The organism is Spiroplasma endosymbiont of Lonchoptera lutea (genome assembly GCF_964019715.1).
GTDB lineage: Bacteria > Bacillota_I > Bacilli_A > Mycoplasmatales > Nriv7 > Nriv7.
The window spans coordinates 110181-130062 of sequence record NZ_OZ026463.1 but is presented as its reverse complement, the minus strand read 5'-3'; the positions used below and the strand labels follow the sequence as shown (position 1 = coordinate 130062).

General features: G+C 24.3%; 16 protein-coding genes and 2 pseudogenes. 5 read left to right on the top strand and 13 right to left on the bottom strand.

Annotated elements, in window-relative coordinates; translation table 4 throughout:
* Positions 1–11: 11 nt before the first annotated feature.
* From AACK97_RS00640 to AACK97_RS00625, 4 genes are all read right to left on the bottom strand, one after another.
* Complete coding sequence (locus AACK97_RS00640) at positions 12–257, bottom strand: hypothetical protein (protein WP_338967366.1); 246 nt, start codon at positions 255–257, stop codon at positions 12–14.
* 165 nt (positions 258–422) lie between these two features.
* Positions 423–653: a hypothetical protein gene (locus tag AACK97_RS00635; RefSeq protein WP_338967363.1), complete on the bottom strand. Its 231-nt coding sequence runs from the start codon at positions 651–653 to the stop codon at positions 423–425.
* Positions 654–817: 164 nt separating this feature from the next.
* Positions 818–1039, bottom strand: a complete 222-nt coding sequence (locus AACK97_RS00630; protein ID WP_338967361.1) for a hypothetical protein — start codon at positions 1037–1039, stop codon at positions 818–820.
* A gap of 2 nt (positions 1040–1041) precedes the next feature.
* On the bottom strand, positions 1042–1368 hold the full coding sequence (locus AACK97_RS00625) for a hypothetical protein (protein WP_338967359.1): 327 nt from the start codon (positions 1366–1368) through the stop codon (positions 1042–1044).
* 503 nt (positions 1369–1871) lie between these two features.
* Here AACK97_RS00625 and AACK97_RS00620 point away from each other — a divergent pair.
* Positions 1872–2816 (top strand): IS30 family transposase, encoded by a 945-nt coding sequence (locus tag AACK97_RS00620; RefSeq protein ID WP_338967937.1) that lies wholly within the window; start codon positions 1872–1874, stop codon positions 2814–2816.
* 492 nt (positions 2817–3308) lie between these two features.
* On the opposite strand, the gene AACK97_RS00615 is transcribed toward AACK97_RS00620, so the two are convergent.
* Positions 3309–4253 (bottom strand): IS30 family transposase, encoded by a 945-nt coding sequence (locus AACK97_RS00615; protein ID WP_338966716.1) that lies wholly within the window; start codon positions 4251–4253, stop codon positions 3309–3311.
* A 201-nt stretch (positions 4254–4454) separates the two neighbouring features.
* Between AACK97_RS00615 and AACK97_RS00610 the strand changes: the two genes are divergently transcribed.
* The 4 genes from AACK97_RS00610 to AACK97_RS00595 all read left to right on the top strand — a co-directional run bounded on the left by AACK97_RS00610 (position 4455) and on the right by AACK97_RS00595 (position 8981).
* Complete coding sequence (locus AACK97_RS00610) at positions 4455–4715, top strand: hypothetical protein (RefSeq protein WP_338967936.1); 261 nt, start codon at positions 4455–4457, stop codon at positions 4713–4715.
* Between the two features lie 229 nt (positions 4716–4944).
* Positions 4945–6056 (top strand): IS3 family transposase gene (locus AACK97_RS00605; RefSeq protein WP_338967935.1). Its coding sequence is split into 2 segments (ribosomal slippage): positions 4945–5188 and positions 5188–6056, totalling 1113 coding nucleotides; the frame shifts between segments, so codons are not numbered across the junction.
* Complete coding sequence (locus AACK97_RS00600; protein ID WP_338967933.1) at positions 6028–6948, top strand: IS30 family transposase; 921 nt, start codon at positions 6028–6030, stop codon at positions 6946–6948. Before AACK97_RS00605 ends, AACK97_RS00600 begins: the two co-directional genes overlap by 29 nt.
* Before the next feature lie 209 nt (positions 6949–7157).
* A complete protein-coding gene (locus AACK97_RS00595; RefSeq protein WP_338967932.1) occupies positions 7158–8981 on the top strand; it encodes an ABC transporter permease in 1824 nt (607 codons plus the stop codon).
* Positions 8982–9012: 31 nt separating this feature from the next.
* Here AACK97_RS00595 and AACK97_RS00590 read toward each other — a convergent pair whose 3' ends face one another.
* The 8 genes and pseudogenes from AACK97_RS00590 to AACK97_RS00560 form a co-directional block, all read right to left on the bottom strand.
* Complete coding sequence (locus AACK97_RS00590) at positions 9013–12060, bottom strand: DNA polymerase III subunit alpha (protein ID WP_338967931.1); 3048 nt, start codon at positions 12058–12060, stop codon at positions 9013–9015.
* Positions 12061–13257, bottom strand: coding sequence for a tRNA uracil 4-sulfurtransferase ThiI (gene thiI / locus AACK97_RS00585; RefSeq protein WP_338967929.1), 1197 nt, complete (start codon positions 13255–13257; stop codon positions 12061–12063).
* A gap of 22 nt (positions 13258–13279) precedes the next feature.
* On the bottom strand, positions 13280–15010 hold the full coding sequence (locus AACK97_RS00580) for a septation ring formation regulator EzrA (protein ID WP_338967927.1): 1731 nt from the start codon (positions 15008–15010) through the stop codon (positions 13280–13282).
* Between the two features lie 83 nt (positions 15011–15093).
* The gene (locus tag AACK97_RS00575; RefSeq protein WP_338967926.1) at positions 15094–16788 is read right to left on the bottom strand and encodes an ABC transporter permease; all 1695 of its coding nucleotides are present in this window, start codon (positions 16786–16788) and stop codon (positions 15094–15096) included.
* A gap of 14 nt (positions 16789–16802) precedes the next feature.
* Positions 16803–17714: an ABC transporter ATP-binding protein gene (locus AACK97_RS00570; protein WP_338967924.1), complete on the bottom strand. Its 912-nt coding sequence runs from the start codon at positions 17712–17714 to the stop codon at positions 16803–16805.
* A gap of 131 nt (positions 17715–17845) precedes the next feature.
* Positions 17846–18142 (bottom strand): annotated as a pseudogene (locus AACK97_RS07590) (IS30 family transposase); the annotation flags it as partial.
* A gap of 31 nt (positions 18143–18173) precedes the next feature.
* Complete coding sequence (locus AACK97_RS00565) at positions 18174–19118, bottom strand: IS30 family transposase (RefSeq protein WP_338967731.1); 945 nt, start codon at positions 19116–19118, stop codon at positions 18174–18176.
* An 85-nt stretch (positions 19119–19203) separates the two neighbouring features.
* Positions 19204–19854 (bottom strand): annotated as a pseudogene (locus AACK97_RS00560) (IS30 family transposase); the annotation flags it as partial.
* Positions 19855–19882 lie beyond the last annotated feature (28 nt).

The following is a 19882-nucleotide window of genomic DNA, read 5'->3' as shown; positions in this document are numbered from 1 at the left end:
TTATTTTTTTGTTAGCGTACTGCTCCAAGTAATTTTTCAAACATTTTAAAGCAAATAAAGAATATTGCCAAAATAAATGGAAAAATGAATATTCAGTAGTCAGCAAAGAAGTTACCGACTTGTGGCATATTAACAGCAATAATTTCTCATATTTTAGTAAACGCTGTTATGATCGCATTTCATAATTTAGTCATTGCGTCACTGGCTGTTATTTTTTCTACTGTTGCTGGTGCATCTGCCAATAAAGTTCCAATCATATAATCACCCCCTTTCTTTTTAAAACATTCATCATTTATATTAAAAGTTTTTCTTAAATTTGTTAAAACCACGATTAACCTTAACACGATTGCATTTTTTCCTAATTAATTTTGATTTTCTTCGAGAATGCATCACGATGTAACTTCTTGACATTAATTTTTTCCCTATCTAAATACTGATATGGTTTTTCAAAGTAGCATTAAAATAAATCACACCATAATCGCTGTTAAGAATCAAAAAGCAATGTTTGCTATTAAAAGTCAAAGTGTTTCTTGAGTTAAATCAATTTCTTTACCACCACTAATATGAGCCGGAATAGTTGTAATTTGAATAAATAAATCTCAGAAAGTTTGTTTGATTTGTTCTCAATCAAATTCTTTTAAGTTTATTGTCATTTTTTATCTCCCAAAAATCATTTTTATTGGTAAATATATAATTGAAATTAATGCGAAAAGAAAAGTAATGATAATAATTAATCCGGCAATAAACGCAACTTGTGCAGGCATTTTTTCTATCGGAACAAACAGTTTTAAAAATTCCATAATAATTTCTCAAAACATTATTTTTTATCCGCATTATTTTCTTTTGAATTAGGGGTTTTAACTCATTCTTCAAAGCGAGCAATAAACACTTTTTCGTCTTTTGTGAAATTACCAGTATTATTTTTAATGGCATTTTTATATTTAATTCTAATTTTTATTTTGGCATAAATTTTATAAGCAAAATATGCTGACAGCATAATGCTGATAATAATAAATATTAGTCCAATTGCAATATTCATTTTTAAGCTCCTTTAAAATAGTTATAATTTATATCTTTTTTGTTGTTTTCTTTTTCGGCAATGAAGAAGCCTAATAATTCTTGTCCTTTAATTAACTTGGTTTCTTGCTCTTGTTGATTAATTGAAATTACTTGATATTTACTATCTTTTATTATTCCAATACAAATCGAATTTTCATATTTTCCTTTATAAACAAATCGCTTTGGAAACCAAATGCCGATTTGTTCATTAAATCATGGAATTTTAGGTGCTTTAATAAACATTGCGTTTTGTGTTTCTTTTAAGAGATATTTTTTAGTATTTAAGAAAATGTTTTCAATGTTTTTCATAATAAATTACCTTTCTTATTTGTTATAAACTAAGTTACATTAACTAAGTTAGTTGACTAAGTTTTTTAAACACTTATATATCGCAGATTTAAGTGTTTAACAAGCTTTGTTAGTAAATTTTGTTTTTTTAATTAGATAAAGATTTTAATAATTTTAAACTTAGTATACCCCTATATAGAAATTTCTACACTTTAACATCCGCATCCTACCCTTGGAACTAATTTAATAGCGTGTATATTTTTAGGAAATCCACCCATTCATTTTTTTATTGCAAAATGAAACAAATTGCTATAGCTAATAGGATGTTATCTATCAACTGGTAAAACTTCTTTTGGTTATGGCGACCACCCACAATTTATCGTGCTTTAATACATACCAACATTATTAATTCACTTGTATTTAATTTTCAAAGAACAAATTTTTAACACCTTATAAAATAAAAAGACAATCATTGCTGACTGTCTTAATACTTATTCAAATCTTTTCATACCTAACAAAACTTTATGCGTCCGTATCTGACTATTGAATCAATAATAGCAATAAAAGAATATAAAAGTTATGGATTTTCTATTCGTAAAATAGCAAAAGCAATTAATTATAGTAAATCAACTGTACACAGAGTTTGTAAATTATTAAATCAAAACTTATTACCATTAGAAATATTGAATCAAGTTCAAAAAAATAAACAAAATGCAGGTAGAAAATTAATAATTTTAACTTTAACAGAAATTAATACTATCAATCATTTGTTAATTACTAAAAATTATGCTCTTGATATAATTGCTGATTTTTTAAAGAAAAATAAAATAAAAAATATTTCAACAAAAACTTTATATAACATGTTTAAAACAAATCGAATGGGTTTTGATGAAAAAAATTTATTGAGAAAAGGCAAAAATAAACCTCATAAACAAAAAGAAACTAAGGGCAGAATTAATAATTGTAAATCTATTCATGAAAGAAATTTAATCATTCCAAATATTAAAAATATACAAGAATTTGGCCATTTAGAGGGAGATACTATCGTTGGTAAAGATCATAAAAGTTCTATTATTACTTTAGCTGATATATGATCAAAAACCACAATTCCTTTGAAAACTAAAAATCATAAAGCAGAAAGTATTACACAAAGTATAATAAAATTTATTTCAAAATTAATACCAGGAACAATTAAAACTATTACTTTTGATCGTGGTAAAGAATTTAGTAAATGAAAATTAATTGAAAAAAATTGTAATGTTAAAATTTATTTTGCAGATGCCGGCAAACCTTGTCAAAGAGGTTTAAATGAGAACAATAATGGTATTTTAAGAAGATATTTACCAAAATCTACTGATTTATCTTCATATAAACAAAAAGACTTAAATTCTATAGCATTTCAAATTAATTCTACACCCAGAAAATCATTATCTTATAAAAGACCAATAGATTTAATACAATTATTTTAAAAAACTGTCCCATTTATATTTACAATTCAGGTTATAAAATAATTATTAGTATTACTACTATATTCATTGCCATTATTAGTTTTTTAATTTTTTCTCTAATAATTAAAAAAGCCGTAGAAAGAAATTATCAGCAAATTGGAACTCTAAGAGCATTAGGTTATTCAAAATTTGCTATTACTTCATCATATTGAGTTTATGCTATTCTTAGTTGTTGTATTGCCTTACCAATTGGTTGATTTTTAGGTACTATTGGTCAAATTGCAATTATAGAAATTTTTAGTAGTATGTTTATTATTCCTAATAACACCATCTACCTTGATTTTACTAGTTTAGCGATTGGTTTTTTTGTTCTTGCCATCTTAACAATCACTTGTGCTAGTGTCATAGTTTTAAAAGCTATTAATATCCCAATTAGTGAACTATTTCATTCTCAGATTAACTATAATAAATCATCAAAATTTATTTTAAGCCAAATTGTAAAGTTAAGTGCAACTAAATTATTTTTCTAACCAAATATTCGATTGGCGAAAGATAATTTAGTATTTTTCTTGGTCTTTGGTTTAAAGACAATATAAATTTATGAACTGCATTTTTAGTAGTGTTTGAAAAATTAAATTTTTTAGGAAATTTTTCTCTAATTAAACCATTAGTATTTTCATTAGTACCTCTTTGTCAAGGCGAATATGCATCAGCAAAATAAATTTTCACATTTAAATTTTTTTCAAGTTGTTGTCAATTAGCAAATTCTTTACCCCTATCAAATGTTATAGTCTTAACAAGATTATTTGGAAGAATTGATAAATAATGACTAATATTTTTGTTAATAACTTTAGTAGTTCTATTTTCAACTAATATTGCTAAAGTAAATCTTGATGTTCTTTCAACTAAAGTTATTAAACATGATTTACTTTTACCTCGTGATGATACTACAGTATCACCTTCTCAATGGCCAAGAGTTATGCGATTATTAACATTTCGTTCTTTAATGGATTTACCATTAAATTTACCCCGATTTTCTTGAGATTTTCGTTTCTTACCTTTTCTTCTTAAATTTTTACTAGTAACCTTTTCAAGTAATCCAGAATAAATTCAATTGTAAATTGTTTTAAAACTAATAATTCATTCTTGATGAAAATTTTTAATTCTGCCATAAATTTGTTCAGGCGATCAACCTAATAATAATTTTTGTTGTACATATTTTACTAATTCTCTATTTTTAAATTTATGAAAATAAACATGTAATTGTTTTCTATTTTCTGCTTTATTTTGTGCAATTAATGAAAAATAATGATTATTATCTTTATTTCTATTAACTTCTCGATTAATAGTACTAATACTTCGATTAAGATTTTTAGCTATTTCACTAATTTTTACTTTAAATTTCAATTGATTCTCAATATAAATTCTTTCATCTATGCCAAGATGTTTGTATCCCATATAAAAACTCCTTAAATTTACTTTTTCTAAAATAAACTTAGCATCATGAAATTTTTATATGAAATCTTTTGCAATTTTATTTACTTGCACTTACAAGTATAATTCAGCTTAAAAATTTATCATCGCTATTTTGCTTTTAGTAGTTTTAAAACTCGTTTTCGTATTATTTTAGCTGCTGTTTCTTATAAAAAACTTTTTTTAATGGCCTTAACAATTCTTATTGCTTCGTTTACTATCTCGTTATCGTTACTAATTCCGATTAATATTTTATCACTAGACAAATCATATTATCATGATATCAACTATCAAACTAGTGTTGAATTTTATCAAGGAATTAATAATATGCCCTTAAATCGCTATAATTTCTTTCCTTGACAAGGAATTGAATATGAAACTACTGATCCAATGTATCCAATTGGTGAAAATCGTTTAATTTCTGAATATATGAAACCTGAAATGTAAAATTAAAAAGGACACTTATATAAAAAACAAATTGTGTTAATTCTATAATTAAGAAAAGAAAGGAATTAGCACAATGTATAAGTATCTGACTATTGAATCAATAATAGCAATAAAAGAATATAAAAGTTATGGATTTTCTATTCGTAAAATAGCAAAAGTGGATAGGCTACAATAAGTTGGACCATAATTATATAGACTTCAAAATTATTAAGAAAGAAGGAATATAAAAATGGGAAATAAAACCTCATACTCTGAAGAATTTAAAAAACAAATTGTAATGCTATACAAAAATGACAAAAGTGTTATTAATTTAGGGAAAGAATATAATTTACCAAAACCAACTATTTATAGTTGAATTAAAAATTATAATAATTCTGGGTCATTTAAAGCAAAAGATAATCGCACTGTCGAAGAAAATGAATTAATTTACTTGCGAAAAGAAAACCAACAATTACGGATGGAAAATGACATTTTAAAGCAAGCAGCACTGATAATCGGGAAAAAATAACAATAATTAATAACAACAAAAATAAATATTCAGTGAGGAAAATATGTAAGATTTTAGGTTTACTAAAATCAACATATTATTATCAAACTAATAAATGCACCAAGTTTGATGTTAATAATTATGAACAAGAAGTTATCAGTGCATTTAATAAAAGTCGCAAGATTTATGGTGCTCGTAAAATTAAAGCTGTTTTAATAAGAAAAAATATCATTTTATCACGACGAAAAATCCGATTCATTATGATCAAAAATAATTTGGTTTCTAAATACACCAAGTTAAAATATTGTAATCATAAAAAAACAGTTAATAATGACGAAATTAATAATATTTTAAATCGTCAATTTAATGACAAAAAACCAAATGAAGTTGTTGTTAGTGATTTAACATATGTTCAAGTTGGCACTAAATGACATTATATTTGTTTATTAATTGACTTGTTTAATCGCGAAGTAATTGGCTATAGTGCTGGGCCAAATAAAACTGCTGAATTAGTTCAACAAGCTTTTCACAAGATAACACGACCATTAAATAAAATAACTTTATTTCATACTGATCGTGGTAATGAGTTTAAAAATAAAATTATTGATGAAATTTTAATAACCTTTAAAATTAAAAGATCATTAAGCTCCAAAGGATGCCCATATGATAATGCTGTTGCTGAAGCAACTTACAAAACCTTTAAAACCGAATTTATTAACGGTAAAAAATTTGCAAACTTAACACAACTAAAATGCGAACTATTTGATTTTGTTAATTGATATAACAATATTCGAATTCATGGCAGTTTAAATTATTTAACTCCCGTTGAATTTAGAAAATACCAGTCTACATAAAAAGTGTCCTAAAAAGGGTTGCCAATCCAAAGCAATTGATTATAGTAAATCAACTGTACACAGAGTTTGTAAATTATTAAATCAAAACTTATTACCATTAGAAATATTGAATCAAGTTCAAAAAAATAAACAAAATGCAGGTAGAAAATTAATAATTTTAACTTTAACAGAAATTAATACTATCAATCATTTGTTAATTACTAAAAATTATGCTCTTGATATAATTGCTGATTTTTTAAAGAAAAATAAAATAAAAAATATTTCAACAAAAACTTTATATAACATGTTTAAAACAAATCGAATGGGTTTTGATGAAAAAAATTTATTGAGAAAAGGCAAAAATAAACCTCATAAACAAAAAGAAACTAGGGGCAGAATTAATAATTGTAAATCTATTCATGAAAGAAATTTAATCATTCCAAATATTAAAAATATACAAGAATTTGGCCATTTAGAGGGAGATACTATCGTTGGTAAAGATCATAAAAGTTCTATTATTACTTTAGCTGATCTATGATCAAAAACCACAATTCCTTTGAAAACTAAAAATCATAAAGCAGAAAGTATTACACAAAGTATAATAAAATTTATTTCAAAATTAATACCAGGAACAATTAAAACTATTACTTTTGATCGTGGTAAAGAATTTAGTAAATGAAAATTAATTGAAAAAAATTGTAATGTTAAAATTTATTTTGCAGATGCCGGCAAACCTTGTCAAAGAGGTTTAAATGAGAACAATAATGGTATTTTAAGAAGATATTTACCAAAATCTACTGATTTATCTTCATATAAACAAAAAGACTTAAATTCTATAGCATTTCAAATTAATTCTACACCCAGAAAATCATTATCTTATAAAAGACCAATAGATTTAATACAATTATTTTAAAAAACTGTCCCATTTATATTTACAATTCAGGAAACAAAAAAATGATGCTATCTGAACTAATATTGATAATCCAAAATCACCTAATAGTATTAATCTTTCTGATATCATTAATCAAATTAGCTACAATATGTTTGATTTTTCAGGAAAAGCAATTTCATTAGGATGACTAGAAGCAATGGATAATAAATAAATATCATGGGACAGCAGCAATGAATGCTGTCTCCAATATTGTTTGTCCCATTTTTAATCTAATTGCTAATGGTACAAATGATATTGACAATAACCAAGATTGAAGACAATGTGTGGAAAATGTTATTGCCAGTGAAATGCCTTCTTTTGTTAAAAAATATTTAAATAATGCTAAAACAAAAAATCGCTTTGCAATTGGTTTTAATACTTTACCTTATAATCCCTTAGAAGATGAATTATTAACGCACTATAATTCAAAAATTAACAATGAAAATATTAAAACCCACGGTATTAAACCAAATAATAAAATGGTTAAAATATCTGATGAATTACAAAATAAACTAAAAACAATTAAAACTATTAATAATAAAATTATTATTCCCATTATCATTAATAAATCTTTACAAATTAAGCATCATTTAAATGTGGGTAATATTATTGATTTTACAAATATAACTCGTTGTTTACAATATACTACTAATGAAAACAAATGAAATAAAATTCCTAATAACTGATGAGGTTATAATTCAAAAAATCAAGAATTTATTAATGGTAAATGACAACCCCAACCTAACACGGAAAATATTTGAAAAATGCCTAATGATAAATTTACTAGTGCTAGCGACAAAGTAACTTATGGTTGAACAAATCGTTATGGTTATCAAGGTACTAACGAGAATGATAAGGACATTGCCCAACAATATTCTAATGCTAAAACTTATCGTAATCTTAATGATGTCATCTTACGATTACCTAAAAATGACATTAAAGATAACAATGGTAATATTATCTATCAAGGCATTAGTGCAACAACTAATAATTACTTTGAAACTTTAGAAGCTAAACAATTACCTACGGGGCACCAAGATAAATTTATTATTGCTACTGATGAAACTAATAATAAGTGATGAGTAATTCGTCCTTATAGCATTTTTTGAAAAAATAAAACTAAGCAATACATTAACAACTCTGACTTTTCAAGTGCTCTTAACTTAATAACTAATGGTAAAAATTTATTTACCTTACTTTCATCAGCATATTGACAAAGTAAACCAGAAGAAATGAAAATTGGTATTGACCATTTTGCTAATGAAAGTAATGTTGATGGTCCATATCAATATGAAGTTGTTGATATCCATAATTCTTATAATGATTCAATAATATTTATGGCCCAAGATTATGCTAATGATATTATTGGTGTTCCTAATACTAAATCAAGTGATATTTATCAAAAAGACCCTTTTAATAACATTGCTTTATGATCCAATGGTCGTTATTCAAGCAATCGCGAACTTATTGATATTACAACAAGATATTCAACATTTTCTACAAATGGTTTATATAATAGCGCTGACGGATGAGCATATACAAATGCTGTTGACAACTATGATTTATTATCAACTAAACAAGAGTTAATTAAAAAAATCGCTACTGTTGCTGCTAGTATGATTGCCATATTTATTACTAATGCCATTATTATTGCAGTTATTATCATTACCATGATTACTAGTTTATCATTAGATCAATTTTCAAAAATGATGGCAATATTACAAATTCAAGGTTACAAATATCGAACAATTAATAACTTAATTCTGACAATGTTTCTTCCCTCCGTATTGATTGGTTTTATTGGTGGTGTACTATTAGCTTGAACAACAGCAAGTATCTTTATTTATATCTTACAAAATTTCTTTCTTTTAATAATTCCCTTCTCTTTAGTTTGATGAGTAATTTTAATTAGTTTTGTTATTATTATAGTTATTTATTCATCAACATATATTATGACTACTTATCATTTAAAAAAACTTAATGTTCTGGAATTAGTAAAAAACAGTGATGAATAAAAAAATCTTATCTAATTTAGATAAGATTTTTTTAAATACTTATTACTTTTAAAGTTCGTAAAACTAAATGAATTTTATCATTATACTTTTCAACAGTAGCATTAATTAAGACAATAGTATTTTCTTTAAGTTGTTCTTGATATTGCATATATATATTACTAAAAACTGTCACATCACTTGTCCCATAATCATCACTTACTGTTAAAAAACACATATACTGACCATCTTTAGTTTTAATTTGTTTAATCCGATTAATAAAAACCAATACTTTAACTTTTCAATTAATCAATTTATCTAGATTTTGTAATTTAATAATTTCTTTTTCTAATTGCAATTGCTTTTTAATTAATAATAAAGGATGAGTTTGTAAATAGAAACCAAAATATTTTAACTCATCTTGAGCTTTTTCTAATAAATTATCTGGTTCTTGTTTTAAACTAGGTATTGCTACCAAATCATAATTTAGGGTGATATTTTCATTCCTTAATACCTGAATTAATTGTGCATAACGAAAAGCTAGTGTCATATTTAATTTCATCGTTTTTCGTGAGATTTTAAATTCATCTAAAGCTCCCGCAGCAATTAATGCTTCTAATATGCTTATATTTAAACCTTTAAGCACCATTCTGGCCACAAACGAAAAATAATCAGTATATTGTCCATTTGCTTCTCTTTCAGCATATATTGCTTCATACATCACCATTCCCACTTGCTTAATTATCGTGAGCGGTACCCTAATCATATGATTCTCAATAATAAAATTTTCTGTTGAAAAATTAACTGACGGTGGCAATATTTTTAGATGATATCTTTGACATTCTTTAAGATACTGTTCAATTTTATTAGCACTAGCAACCACACTAGTTAATAACGCACACATAAATTGTAATGCATAATTAACCTTCAAATAAGCCATTCAATAACCTAATAATGAATATGACACCGCATGACTGCGATTAAACCCATAACTAGCAAACTGATTAATATCATCATAAATTTGCTTAACAGTTTTTTCATCATAACCATTAGCAACACCTGAAGCAATAAATTCTTTACTTAATAAGGTCATCTCGTTCTGATTTTTTTTACTAATTGCTCTTCTTAAAATATCAGCTTTTGCTAATGAAAAATTAGCAATTTTTTGGGCAATTAAAATAATTTGTTCTTGATAAACAATAATTCCATAAGTTGTTTTTAATATTGGTTGTAAATCAGGATGTAAATACCAAACCGCTTCTTGCTTTAATCTTCTTTTAATATATGTCTTAATATGTTCTTGCGGACCAGGGCGAAATAATGAACTTGTAACAACAATATCTTCTAAATTTTTGGGTTGCATGGTTATTAAAATTTGTTGCATTCCTTTAGACTCTAACTGAAAAATCCCCGCCGTATATCCTTCACTTAATAATTGATATGTTTTACTATCATTTAACGGTATTTTATCTAAACTAATCATCATTGATAAATCTTTATTAATCATATCAAGAATTTGCTTTAAAATTGTTAAATTTCTTAAACCTAAAAGATCCATTTTTAGTAATCCTAATGATTCTAAATGATTCATTGAATATTGCGTTAAATAGATATTGTTATAACCTTTTTGAATTGGAACAATTTGCATTATTGGTAATTGTGATAAAACAACACCAGCAGCATGCGTTCCAAATTGTCGAGGTAAACCAATAATTTTTTTTGCTAATAAAAATAACTGCGGATATTGTGTCATATACACTTGTAAAATTTCAATTTTACTAACAGCTAATGATAAATCTAAATTTAAATCTAATGGCACCGCTTTACTGATTTTATCAATAATATCTAAAGGAATATTTAATACTCTTCCCGTATCTTTAAGAGCAATTTTACAAGTAATGGTTTGAAAAGTAATAATTTGGGCGACATTATTTTTACCATATTTTTCAACTAAATATTTTATTACTTCTTCGCGACGATCATCTTGAAAATCAATATCAATATCTGGCATTGATATTCGTTGCGGATTTAAAAATCTTTCAAAAATTAAATCATATTTTATTGGGTCAACAGTAGAAATTTGTAATAAAAATGCTACCAAACTACCAGCAACAGAGCCTCTTCCCGGACCAACCATAATATTTTGCTCACGAGCATATTTAACATAATCATAAACAATAAGAAAATAATTAGCAAAACCCATTTCACAAATAATTGATAATTCATAAGATAATCGTTGTTGATAACGATAATCATTATTAATTTCTTTATTATTTTGTAATCGTTGTAAACATAAGTTTTGCAAATATTCATTGCTATTCACACCAATTGGTGGCACATACTGTAACATATTTTCCTTAATATTAAATTGTAATTGTAAATTAACATTATTAATTAACTGTTCCAAATTAGTTATTAATATTTGTTCATATTCACAATAAATATCAAATGATAATAAATAATGATAATTACTAAAATCATTAACACTAGTTTCTGCTAACAATTTTTGTTCCTTAATAGCTTCAATTAACTGTAATGTTTGATTATCATCCGATTGTAAATATTTTACTAAATTACAAGGAACAACTAATTGTTGCCTATCAATTCAATATTGAATATTACTAAAATTATCCTGATTAATTCCCATATATGTGTGGGCCTTTTTTTGAATTCTTGTTAAATATTCCGCTTGCATTATTAAAGATATTGTTAAAGTATTTTGTGGTTTAAAAATAACAATAATCTCATTTAAATGTTCTAATAATTGTTCACAACTAATTGTTGAATTATTAGAAATAGCAATTATTGAAGAAATAAGACAAAGTTGTTCATAACCTTGCTGATTTTTAGCAATAACAATTAATTCTAATTTCAAATTACGAGCAATATCTAACACATCAATATCAATGCCAATAATTGGTTTAATATTATATTTTTGACATTGTTCATAAAATTGTATTGTCCCAAACATTGTATTCTTATCAGTCAATGCTAAAACCGAAAGATTATTTTTAATTGCAAACTTAAAATAATCTTTTAACTTTAACGGTGAACTTAATAGTGAATACTCACTATGAACATTTAAATTAATAATTATTTTCACCTACTTTTTTTCAAGAAAATTAATTTCTTGTTTTATAATATTATTTTCAACTGTTAATGCTAAAATCTCTTCTCATAAAATCCTTTGTTCTTGTTTCTTAGCAATAGCAATTATTGGTTTAATTACTGGATTTTGAGGAACAAATAATGAACAACAATCTATAAAAGGAATAATTGATGTTTTATAAGTATTAATATTTTTAGCAATATTAATAATTTCATTTTTATCATAAGTAATTAATGGTCGCAAAATTACCATATCACTAACATCAGCAATAACTGATAAACTTTCAATTGTTTGTGATGCTACTTGTCCTAAAGAATCACCAGTTGCTAAAATTTTAATACGCAATTTTCTTGCTAAATAATTAGCAATACGCATAAACATTCGGCGCATAATTGTAATCTGATACGATGATAAAGGAATATGGTTTAACTCTTGTTGTAAACTACTAAAATTGCATATATATAATTTTGAAGCAACATTACTGCCATAAACTCCTAAGGTTTTAACTAAATTAATAACTTTTTGTAATGATTCATCTTTAGTATATGGCGGAGTTATAAAATGTAAATAATGAACTTCCAATCCGCGTTTCATTAATAAATAAGCACTAACTGGTGAATCAATCCCACCACTCATAAGTAATAATACTTTTCCAGCAATACCAACAGGATAACCTTTTAATCCAGTAATTTTATCAAACATAATAAAAATATTATCAATTTGAATTTCTAAATATATCGTTAATTGCGGATTTGTTAAATTAACTTGACAACCTTTTTTATAATCTAAGATTAATTCAGCAATAACATTAATTATTTCTAACGAAGTACAATGAAATTTTTTATCAATCCGATTAACATCTAATTTAAATGATTTAAATTCTAAATTGCTAATCAATGTCAAAATTTCCTTCTGAATAACATTTAAATCTTTAATAACTTGTTTAGCAAAAGAAAACGAAGTAATTCCAAAAGTATTTCTAATAATATTAGTAATTTGTTCAATTTCAATAGGATTAGTTTGATGTTCATTTAAATAAATCAACATCCGACTATGTGTTGTAACAATATTTAAATATTTAAATGCGATTAACTTAGCTTTTAAATTTTTTTCTAACTGATTAATAAATAAATACCGATTCTTACCTTTAGTTGATAATTCACCATAACGAATTAAAATAGTATCATTCATTTTTAATTATTCCTACTCTCTATTACCTTTTTTGCAATCTTTTATGTAACCGTTGTTCATACGAATATTCTAATGCTTGTAATACTAATTGTAATGCATCTTCATAATTAGCATTGTTATAAATTAGCTGTGCACTTTTAATTTTATTGTTAACACTATCATCAATAGCACAAAATTTATAACCATAGACAATTGCTCGTTGAATTAGTTGATCAATGATGGCAATATTTTTGATTTTACTATGCAATTTATAAATATTATCTTTTAATAAATATAACTTGCGTAATAATCGCTTTTGTTCTTGTAAATCATCACTAATACTAATTAATTCTTTAAGTTCCGAAAATGAGTTATAAACATCACTAATCCGGTCTTTGAAAGTATAAGCAATTTTTTGATAAGTAATTTTATTTAACTTAGCATTTAATTGCATTAATAGGATTCCTAAATGTGAAAGTAACTGTTTTAATTGCTTTTCTTCTTCAGTTTTTTGCGTTATTAATTTGTACACTTGTTCTAAATGAACTTGAGTTTTTAAAGCATTTTCTAAAATTTTTACCTGTAATTTAACCAATTGATGATAAGCATTAGTTTTTGTTTGATTCATAATCACAATTAATTCATTCATTTGTGAACTTAAATTCTTAACTAATTTTTGACTATTATTAATTATTTCTTTTTCCATTGGCAAAAATAAATAAATAGTTTCAATTTGTACTAATTCTTTTTTTAAATTTTCAAAACTATTTTCAATTAATTCAACTACTTTAATAATTGACTCATAGTAAGTTGAAAAAATTGTTTTTAAATCTTTTTCTTTTTGTGCTTGATAATTAAAATTAGCTAGCAAAACCAGAATTTTTTCAACTCTGACTTGTCCCTTTTTATACTGTAAATTATCTAACAATTTTTTAACTTGTTGAACTTGAAGATTAACATCATCAAATAAATTCACAAACTGCTCTTGTAAAATAATATCATTACCTTTATTCATATATAAAGTAGTCATTTGTTTTAATTGTTTGGGAATAACTTTATGTACAATCGTTAATAACTGCGGAATCTTATCTAAAATTTCTGTAAAGGAAATTAAACCAACAGCAATCTTATCAAGAATTTGATATGACTTCAAAAATACTCCTTTAGTTAATTCAATTTCAAAGTTATATAACATATTTTGTAAAACATTAACTAAATAATCTAATTTTTCAGGATTTATTGCCATATGAATTTGTAATTTAGTAGCATTATTAACTAACTGATTAAAAAAACTTTTATATAATGATGCTTGCTCGCGTTGGGTTAATTCAATTTTAAGAGCATTTTCATAATCTAATAATAAAGCGCGTGATGTTTTATTTAACTTATTAATTTTTGCTAATAATTGTTTTAACTTATATAAACTAAATTTCTTAATATCTTGCTGATCTTGTTTTAAAATTATTAATGATTCATTTATTAATGCTAATAGTTCTTGACTATGCTTTTCATAAAGAAAAATTCAATATGGTAAAATTGTTTCAAATTCATGATGATAACTAGCAATTTCTGATAACCGATATAATCTTTGACGCAGTGGCAATAATTTAATTATTTCTAAAAAATTAATGATTTTACCTTCTAAAAATTTTCTTTGATGCAAAATAAATAATAATATTTGTCATATGATAAGAGTAAATATTAACAGAAAAATTAAACCGGTTATTAATCAATGATATCAATTTCATTCTTTTAAACTAATAAATAATCTCATTATTTACAATCCTCACATCTGCATTTCAATTTTAATTATAACATAAATTTTATTACATAAAATGAAGCAATCCTATTGAAAACCTAAACAATATCTCGGCGTTTAATAACTAAAACTGAACCGATATTTAATAGCATTGCAAATATCCCATAACCAATAGCTACTGCTGTTGAATTTAAAATGTGATTAATCTTTTGAACCTCAATCTGTCCTTTATTATTTGTTATAATTTCAAAATCACGATATGAATTTAAATAATTTTTTTGTTTATCAAAATCAATATATGAATTACCTGTGGGGCTAAAAGAGAAATCATTAAATCCTAAAAATGTTGTTCACATTTGATTTCAATGTTCAAAAAGATTAAGAAAACTAATAATCCGATATGTCTTCATTAATGATTGATAATCAGCCCAATTTTTATTTATTGATAATGATTGATTAGTTAATAATTTCAAATGACGAACTTTAACTAAAATATTATTATCTAATTCTTGAATTGCAAAATATACCTTATTACTAAACAAATCATTATATTTTTCAGATAATTTTTCATCAAATTCATAATTATAATTCTCTCTAAAAACAGTAAATGGATTTCAATTAGACATTTTTTTGTTCTTAACTTCAATATATGTTTCACTAGTAGTTGAATTACTTTTGTCAATATCTAATTCCATTAACGAAACATTTTTATCTTTAGTAAGTTCAACAACTTGTGGTGATAAATCATTATTAATAAGTTGTATTAGTTCATATTGATATTCATTACTAGTATCTAATTGTTCTAATGTTTTAAAATATGTTTTAAATTGAATATGCAATTTAACATTTTTATCCTTTAACTCGTTTGTAAGATCTCCTGTTCATCGTGTAACACTACCCTCAGCAGTAAATGTCTTAATTTCATCAGTATATAAATCAAATTTTTTATACATTGCTCTTCTTTTATCATCAATTTCTGTTAACCTTGCTGTAAGTTGTTCATATTCATATTCATTATAAAAATTAAAAATCTCGGTTACTAATTTAGAGTAGCGAATTTTAATATTAGTTTGGTTATTTTCAGGTTTTTTGACAGCATCATTAAATAAGATTATTTCTTTAATATTATTAATATCAAAAGTGTCCGCACCAATATTAACTGTTTGTTTATTACTAATTTCTTTAATTAAAGAATATGGCAATCCGCCTAATAAAAACATACTGCTAAAAACAACTAATATTAAAAAAACAATATTTGATGAAAATATTAAAGCTGTTAATACTGAACCTGCTAACACAACAAAACTAAGAAATAATGAGAAAAGCATTAATTTTGTCATCATATTTAAAAGTAAAACAAACTGGGCATGCTTATTACTAATAGTACTAATAATATAACCTAATAAAATAGCTATTCCTAAATTAATTGCAATAAATAAAAAAACTACAAATAATAAGCTTAGATATTTAGAAAATAATATTTTAAATCGTGAATAAGGTTTAGAAATTAATAACAAAAATGTTCCATCAGTTATTTCTTCACTAATAATTCGAACTACATTTAAAACAATAAAAAGAAATAATAATAGATTTAAAAATACTAAAATAATATATTGAAAATTTACTAAAAAACTATCATTATCATTTTCTAATTGAATAAAAAGAACTAGTGTTGTTATTATAAGACTTAATAAAGTAATAATTTCAATTATTAATGTTAACAAGGAAACTAATATTTTTCTTAAAGCAAAATTAAAAATCGGTAAAAAATTATTACTTGATAAAATTTTCATATTTTATTCCTTTCTTACAAATTAAATTTTTCACTGGTTAAAGTATTATAAAAGAAATCTAAATCAATCGTATATGGCTCAATCCGATAAATAATTAGATTATATTCAATGGCATAAAGAAATATCTTATTAATTTCTAACGAATTTTTTAATTTAAAGAAAAGATCATTACTTTCTTCTCTAAAAAAATAGTCAATATCATTATCTTTAAAAAATATCACCATCGCTTCATTATCCTCACATTCAATAACAAATGAATTTGTTAATTGAAAACCACTAATTGGTCCACTATATAATAAATTACCCCGATAAATAATTGAACATTCATCAATAACATCCTTAACTTCATTTAATAAATGAGTTGAAAAAAAGACTGTTTTACCTTGATTAACTAGTGTTCTTAAATAACCTAAAATTTGTTTTCTTGTTGTTGTATCTAAATTTGCTTCCGGTTCATCTAAAATTAAAATGTCCGGATTATGAATAATTCCCTGAATTACCATTACTTTCTTTTTCATACCACTAGAAAAAGCATTCATATTTTTATCACGAAATTCTCAAATATTAAACTCTTCCATTAATGATTGTAATCTTTGTTTAATCTGATTATTTTTTAAACCATTCATTTTAGCTAGTGATTTTAAAAACTGATAAGTTGTAATATTACGAGGAAATTTAGTAAACTCGGGAACATACCCAATAGTTTGTTTTGCTAACGGTTTCTTAGCATCTTGACCATTAATATAAATTTTACCGCCATCATAATTAATACCGCCAATTAATGATTTAATCGTAACTGTTTTCCCACTACCACTAGCGCCAATAATCGCATGCATCTTGCCACTACTAACTTTAAGTGAAATATCATTAAGTTTAAAATTATGATATTTTTTTATTAATCGTTCAATAATAATTGAAAATTTCATCTGTTTCTCCTTATTTATAAAAAGTATTTAACTTTGCTAATAATTTTAATGAATTTTGATAATTTTTGCAAATTTGATATTTAATTTTAGTTTATTGAATCCTGAATTGTAAATATAAATGGGACAGTTTTTTAAAATAATTGTATTAAATCTATTGGTCTTTTATAAGATAATGATTTTCTGGGTGTAGAATTAATTTGAAATGCTATAGAATTTAAGTCTTTTTGTTTATATGAAGATAAATCAGTAGATTTTGGTAAATATCTTCTTAAAATACCATTATTGTTCTCATTTAAACCTCTTTGACAAGGTTTTCCGGCATCTGCAAAATAAATTTTAACATTACAATTTTTTTCAATTAATTTTCATTTACTAAATTCTTTACCACGATCAAAAGTAATAGTTTTAATTGTTCCTGGTATTAATTTCCTGAATTGTAAATATAAATGGGACAGTTTTTTAAAATAATTGTATTAAATCTATTGGTCTTTTATAAGATAATGATTTTCTGGGTGTAGAATTAATTTGAAATGCTATAGAATTTAAGTCTTTTTGTTTATATGAAGATAAATCAGTAGATTTTGATAAATATCTTCTTAAAATACCATTATTGTTCTCATTTAAACCTCTTTGACAAGGTTTTCCGGCATCTGCAAAATAAATTTTAACATTACAATTTTTTTCAATTAATTTTCATTTACTAAATTCTTTACCACGATCAAAAGTAATAGTTTTAATTGTTCCTGGTATTAATTTTGAAATAAATTTTATTATACTTTGTGTAATACTTTCTGCTTTATGATTTTTAGTTTTCAAAGGAATTGTGGTTTTTGATCATATATCAGCTAAAGTAATAATAGAACTTTTATGATCTTTACCAACGATAGTATCTCCCTCTAAATGGCCAAATTCTTGTATATTTTTAATATTTGGAATGATTAAATTTCTTTCATGAATAGATTTACAATTATTAATTCTACCCCTAGTTTCTTTTTGTTTATGAGGTTTATTTTTGCCTTTTCTCAATAAATTTTTTTCATCAAAACCCATTCGATTTGTTTTAAACATGTTATATAAAGTTTTTGTTGAAATATTTTTTATTTTATTTTTCTTTAAAAAATCAGCAATTATATCAAGAGCATAATTTTTAGTAATTAACAAATGATTGATAGTATTAATTTCTGTTAAAGTTAAAATTATTAATTTTCTACCTGCATTTTGTTTATTTTTTTGAACTTGATTCAATATTTCTAATGGTAATAAGTTTTGATTTAATAATTTACAAACTCTGTGTACAGTTGATTTACTATAATCAATTGCTTTTGCTATTTTACGAATAGAAAATCCATAACTTTTATATTCTTTTATTGCTATTATTGATTCAATAGTCAGATACTTATACATTGTGCTAATTCCTTTCTTTTCTTAATTATAGAATTAACACAATTTGTTTTTTATATAAGTGTCCTTTTTAATTTTACATTTCAGGTTTTGAAATAAATTTTATTATACTTTGTGTAATACTTTCTGCTTTATGATTTTTAGTTTTCAAAGGAATTGTGGTTTTTGATCATATATCAGCTAAAGTAATAATAGAACTTTTATGATCTTTACCAACGATAGTATCTCCCTCTAAATGGCCAAATTCTTGTATATTTTTAATATTTGGAATGATTAAATTTCTTTCATGAATAGATTTACAATTATTAATTCTGCCCCTAGTTTCTTTTTGTTTATGAGGTTTATTTTTGCCTTTTCTCAATAAATTTTTTTCATCAAAACCCATTCGATTTGTTTTAAACATGTTATATAAAGTTTTTGTTGAAATATTTTTTATTTTATTTTTCTTTAAAAAATCAGCAATTATATCAAGAGCATAATTTTTAGTAATTAACAAATGATTGATAGTATTAATTTCTGTTAAAGTTAAAATTATTAATTTTCTACCTGCATTTTGTTTATTTTTTTGAACTTGATTCAATATTTCTAATGGTAATAAGTTTTGATTTAATAATTTACAAACTCTGTGTACAGTTGATTTACTATAATCAATTACTTTTGCTATTTTACGAATAGAAAATCCATAACTTTTATATTCTTTTATTGCTATTATTGATTCAATAGTCAGATACTTATACATTGTGCTAATTCCTTTCTTTTCTTAATTA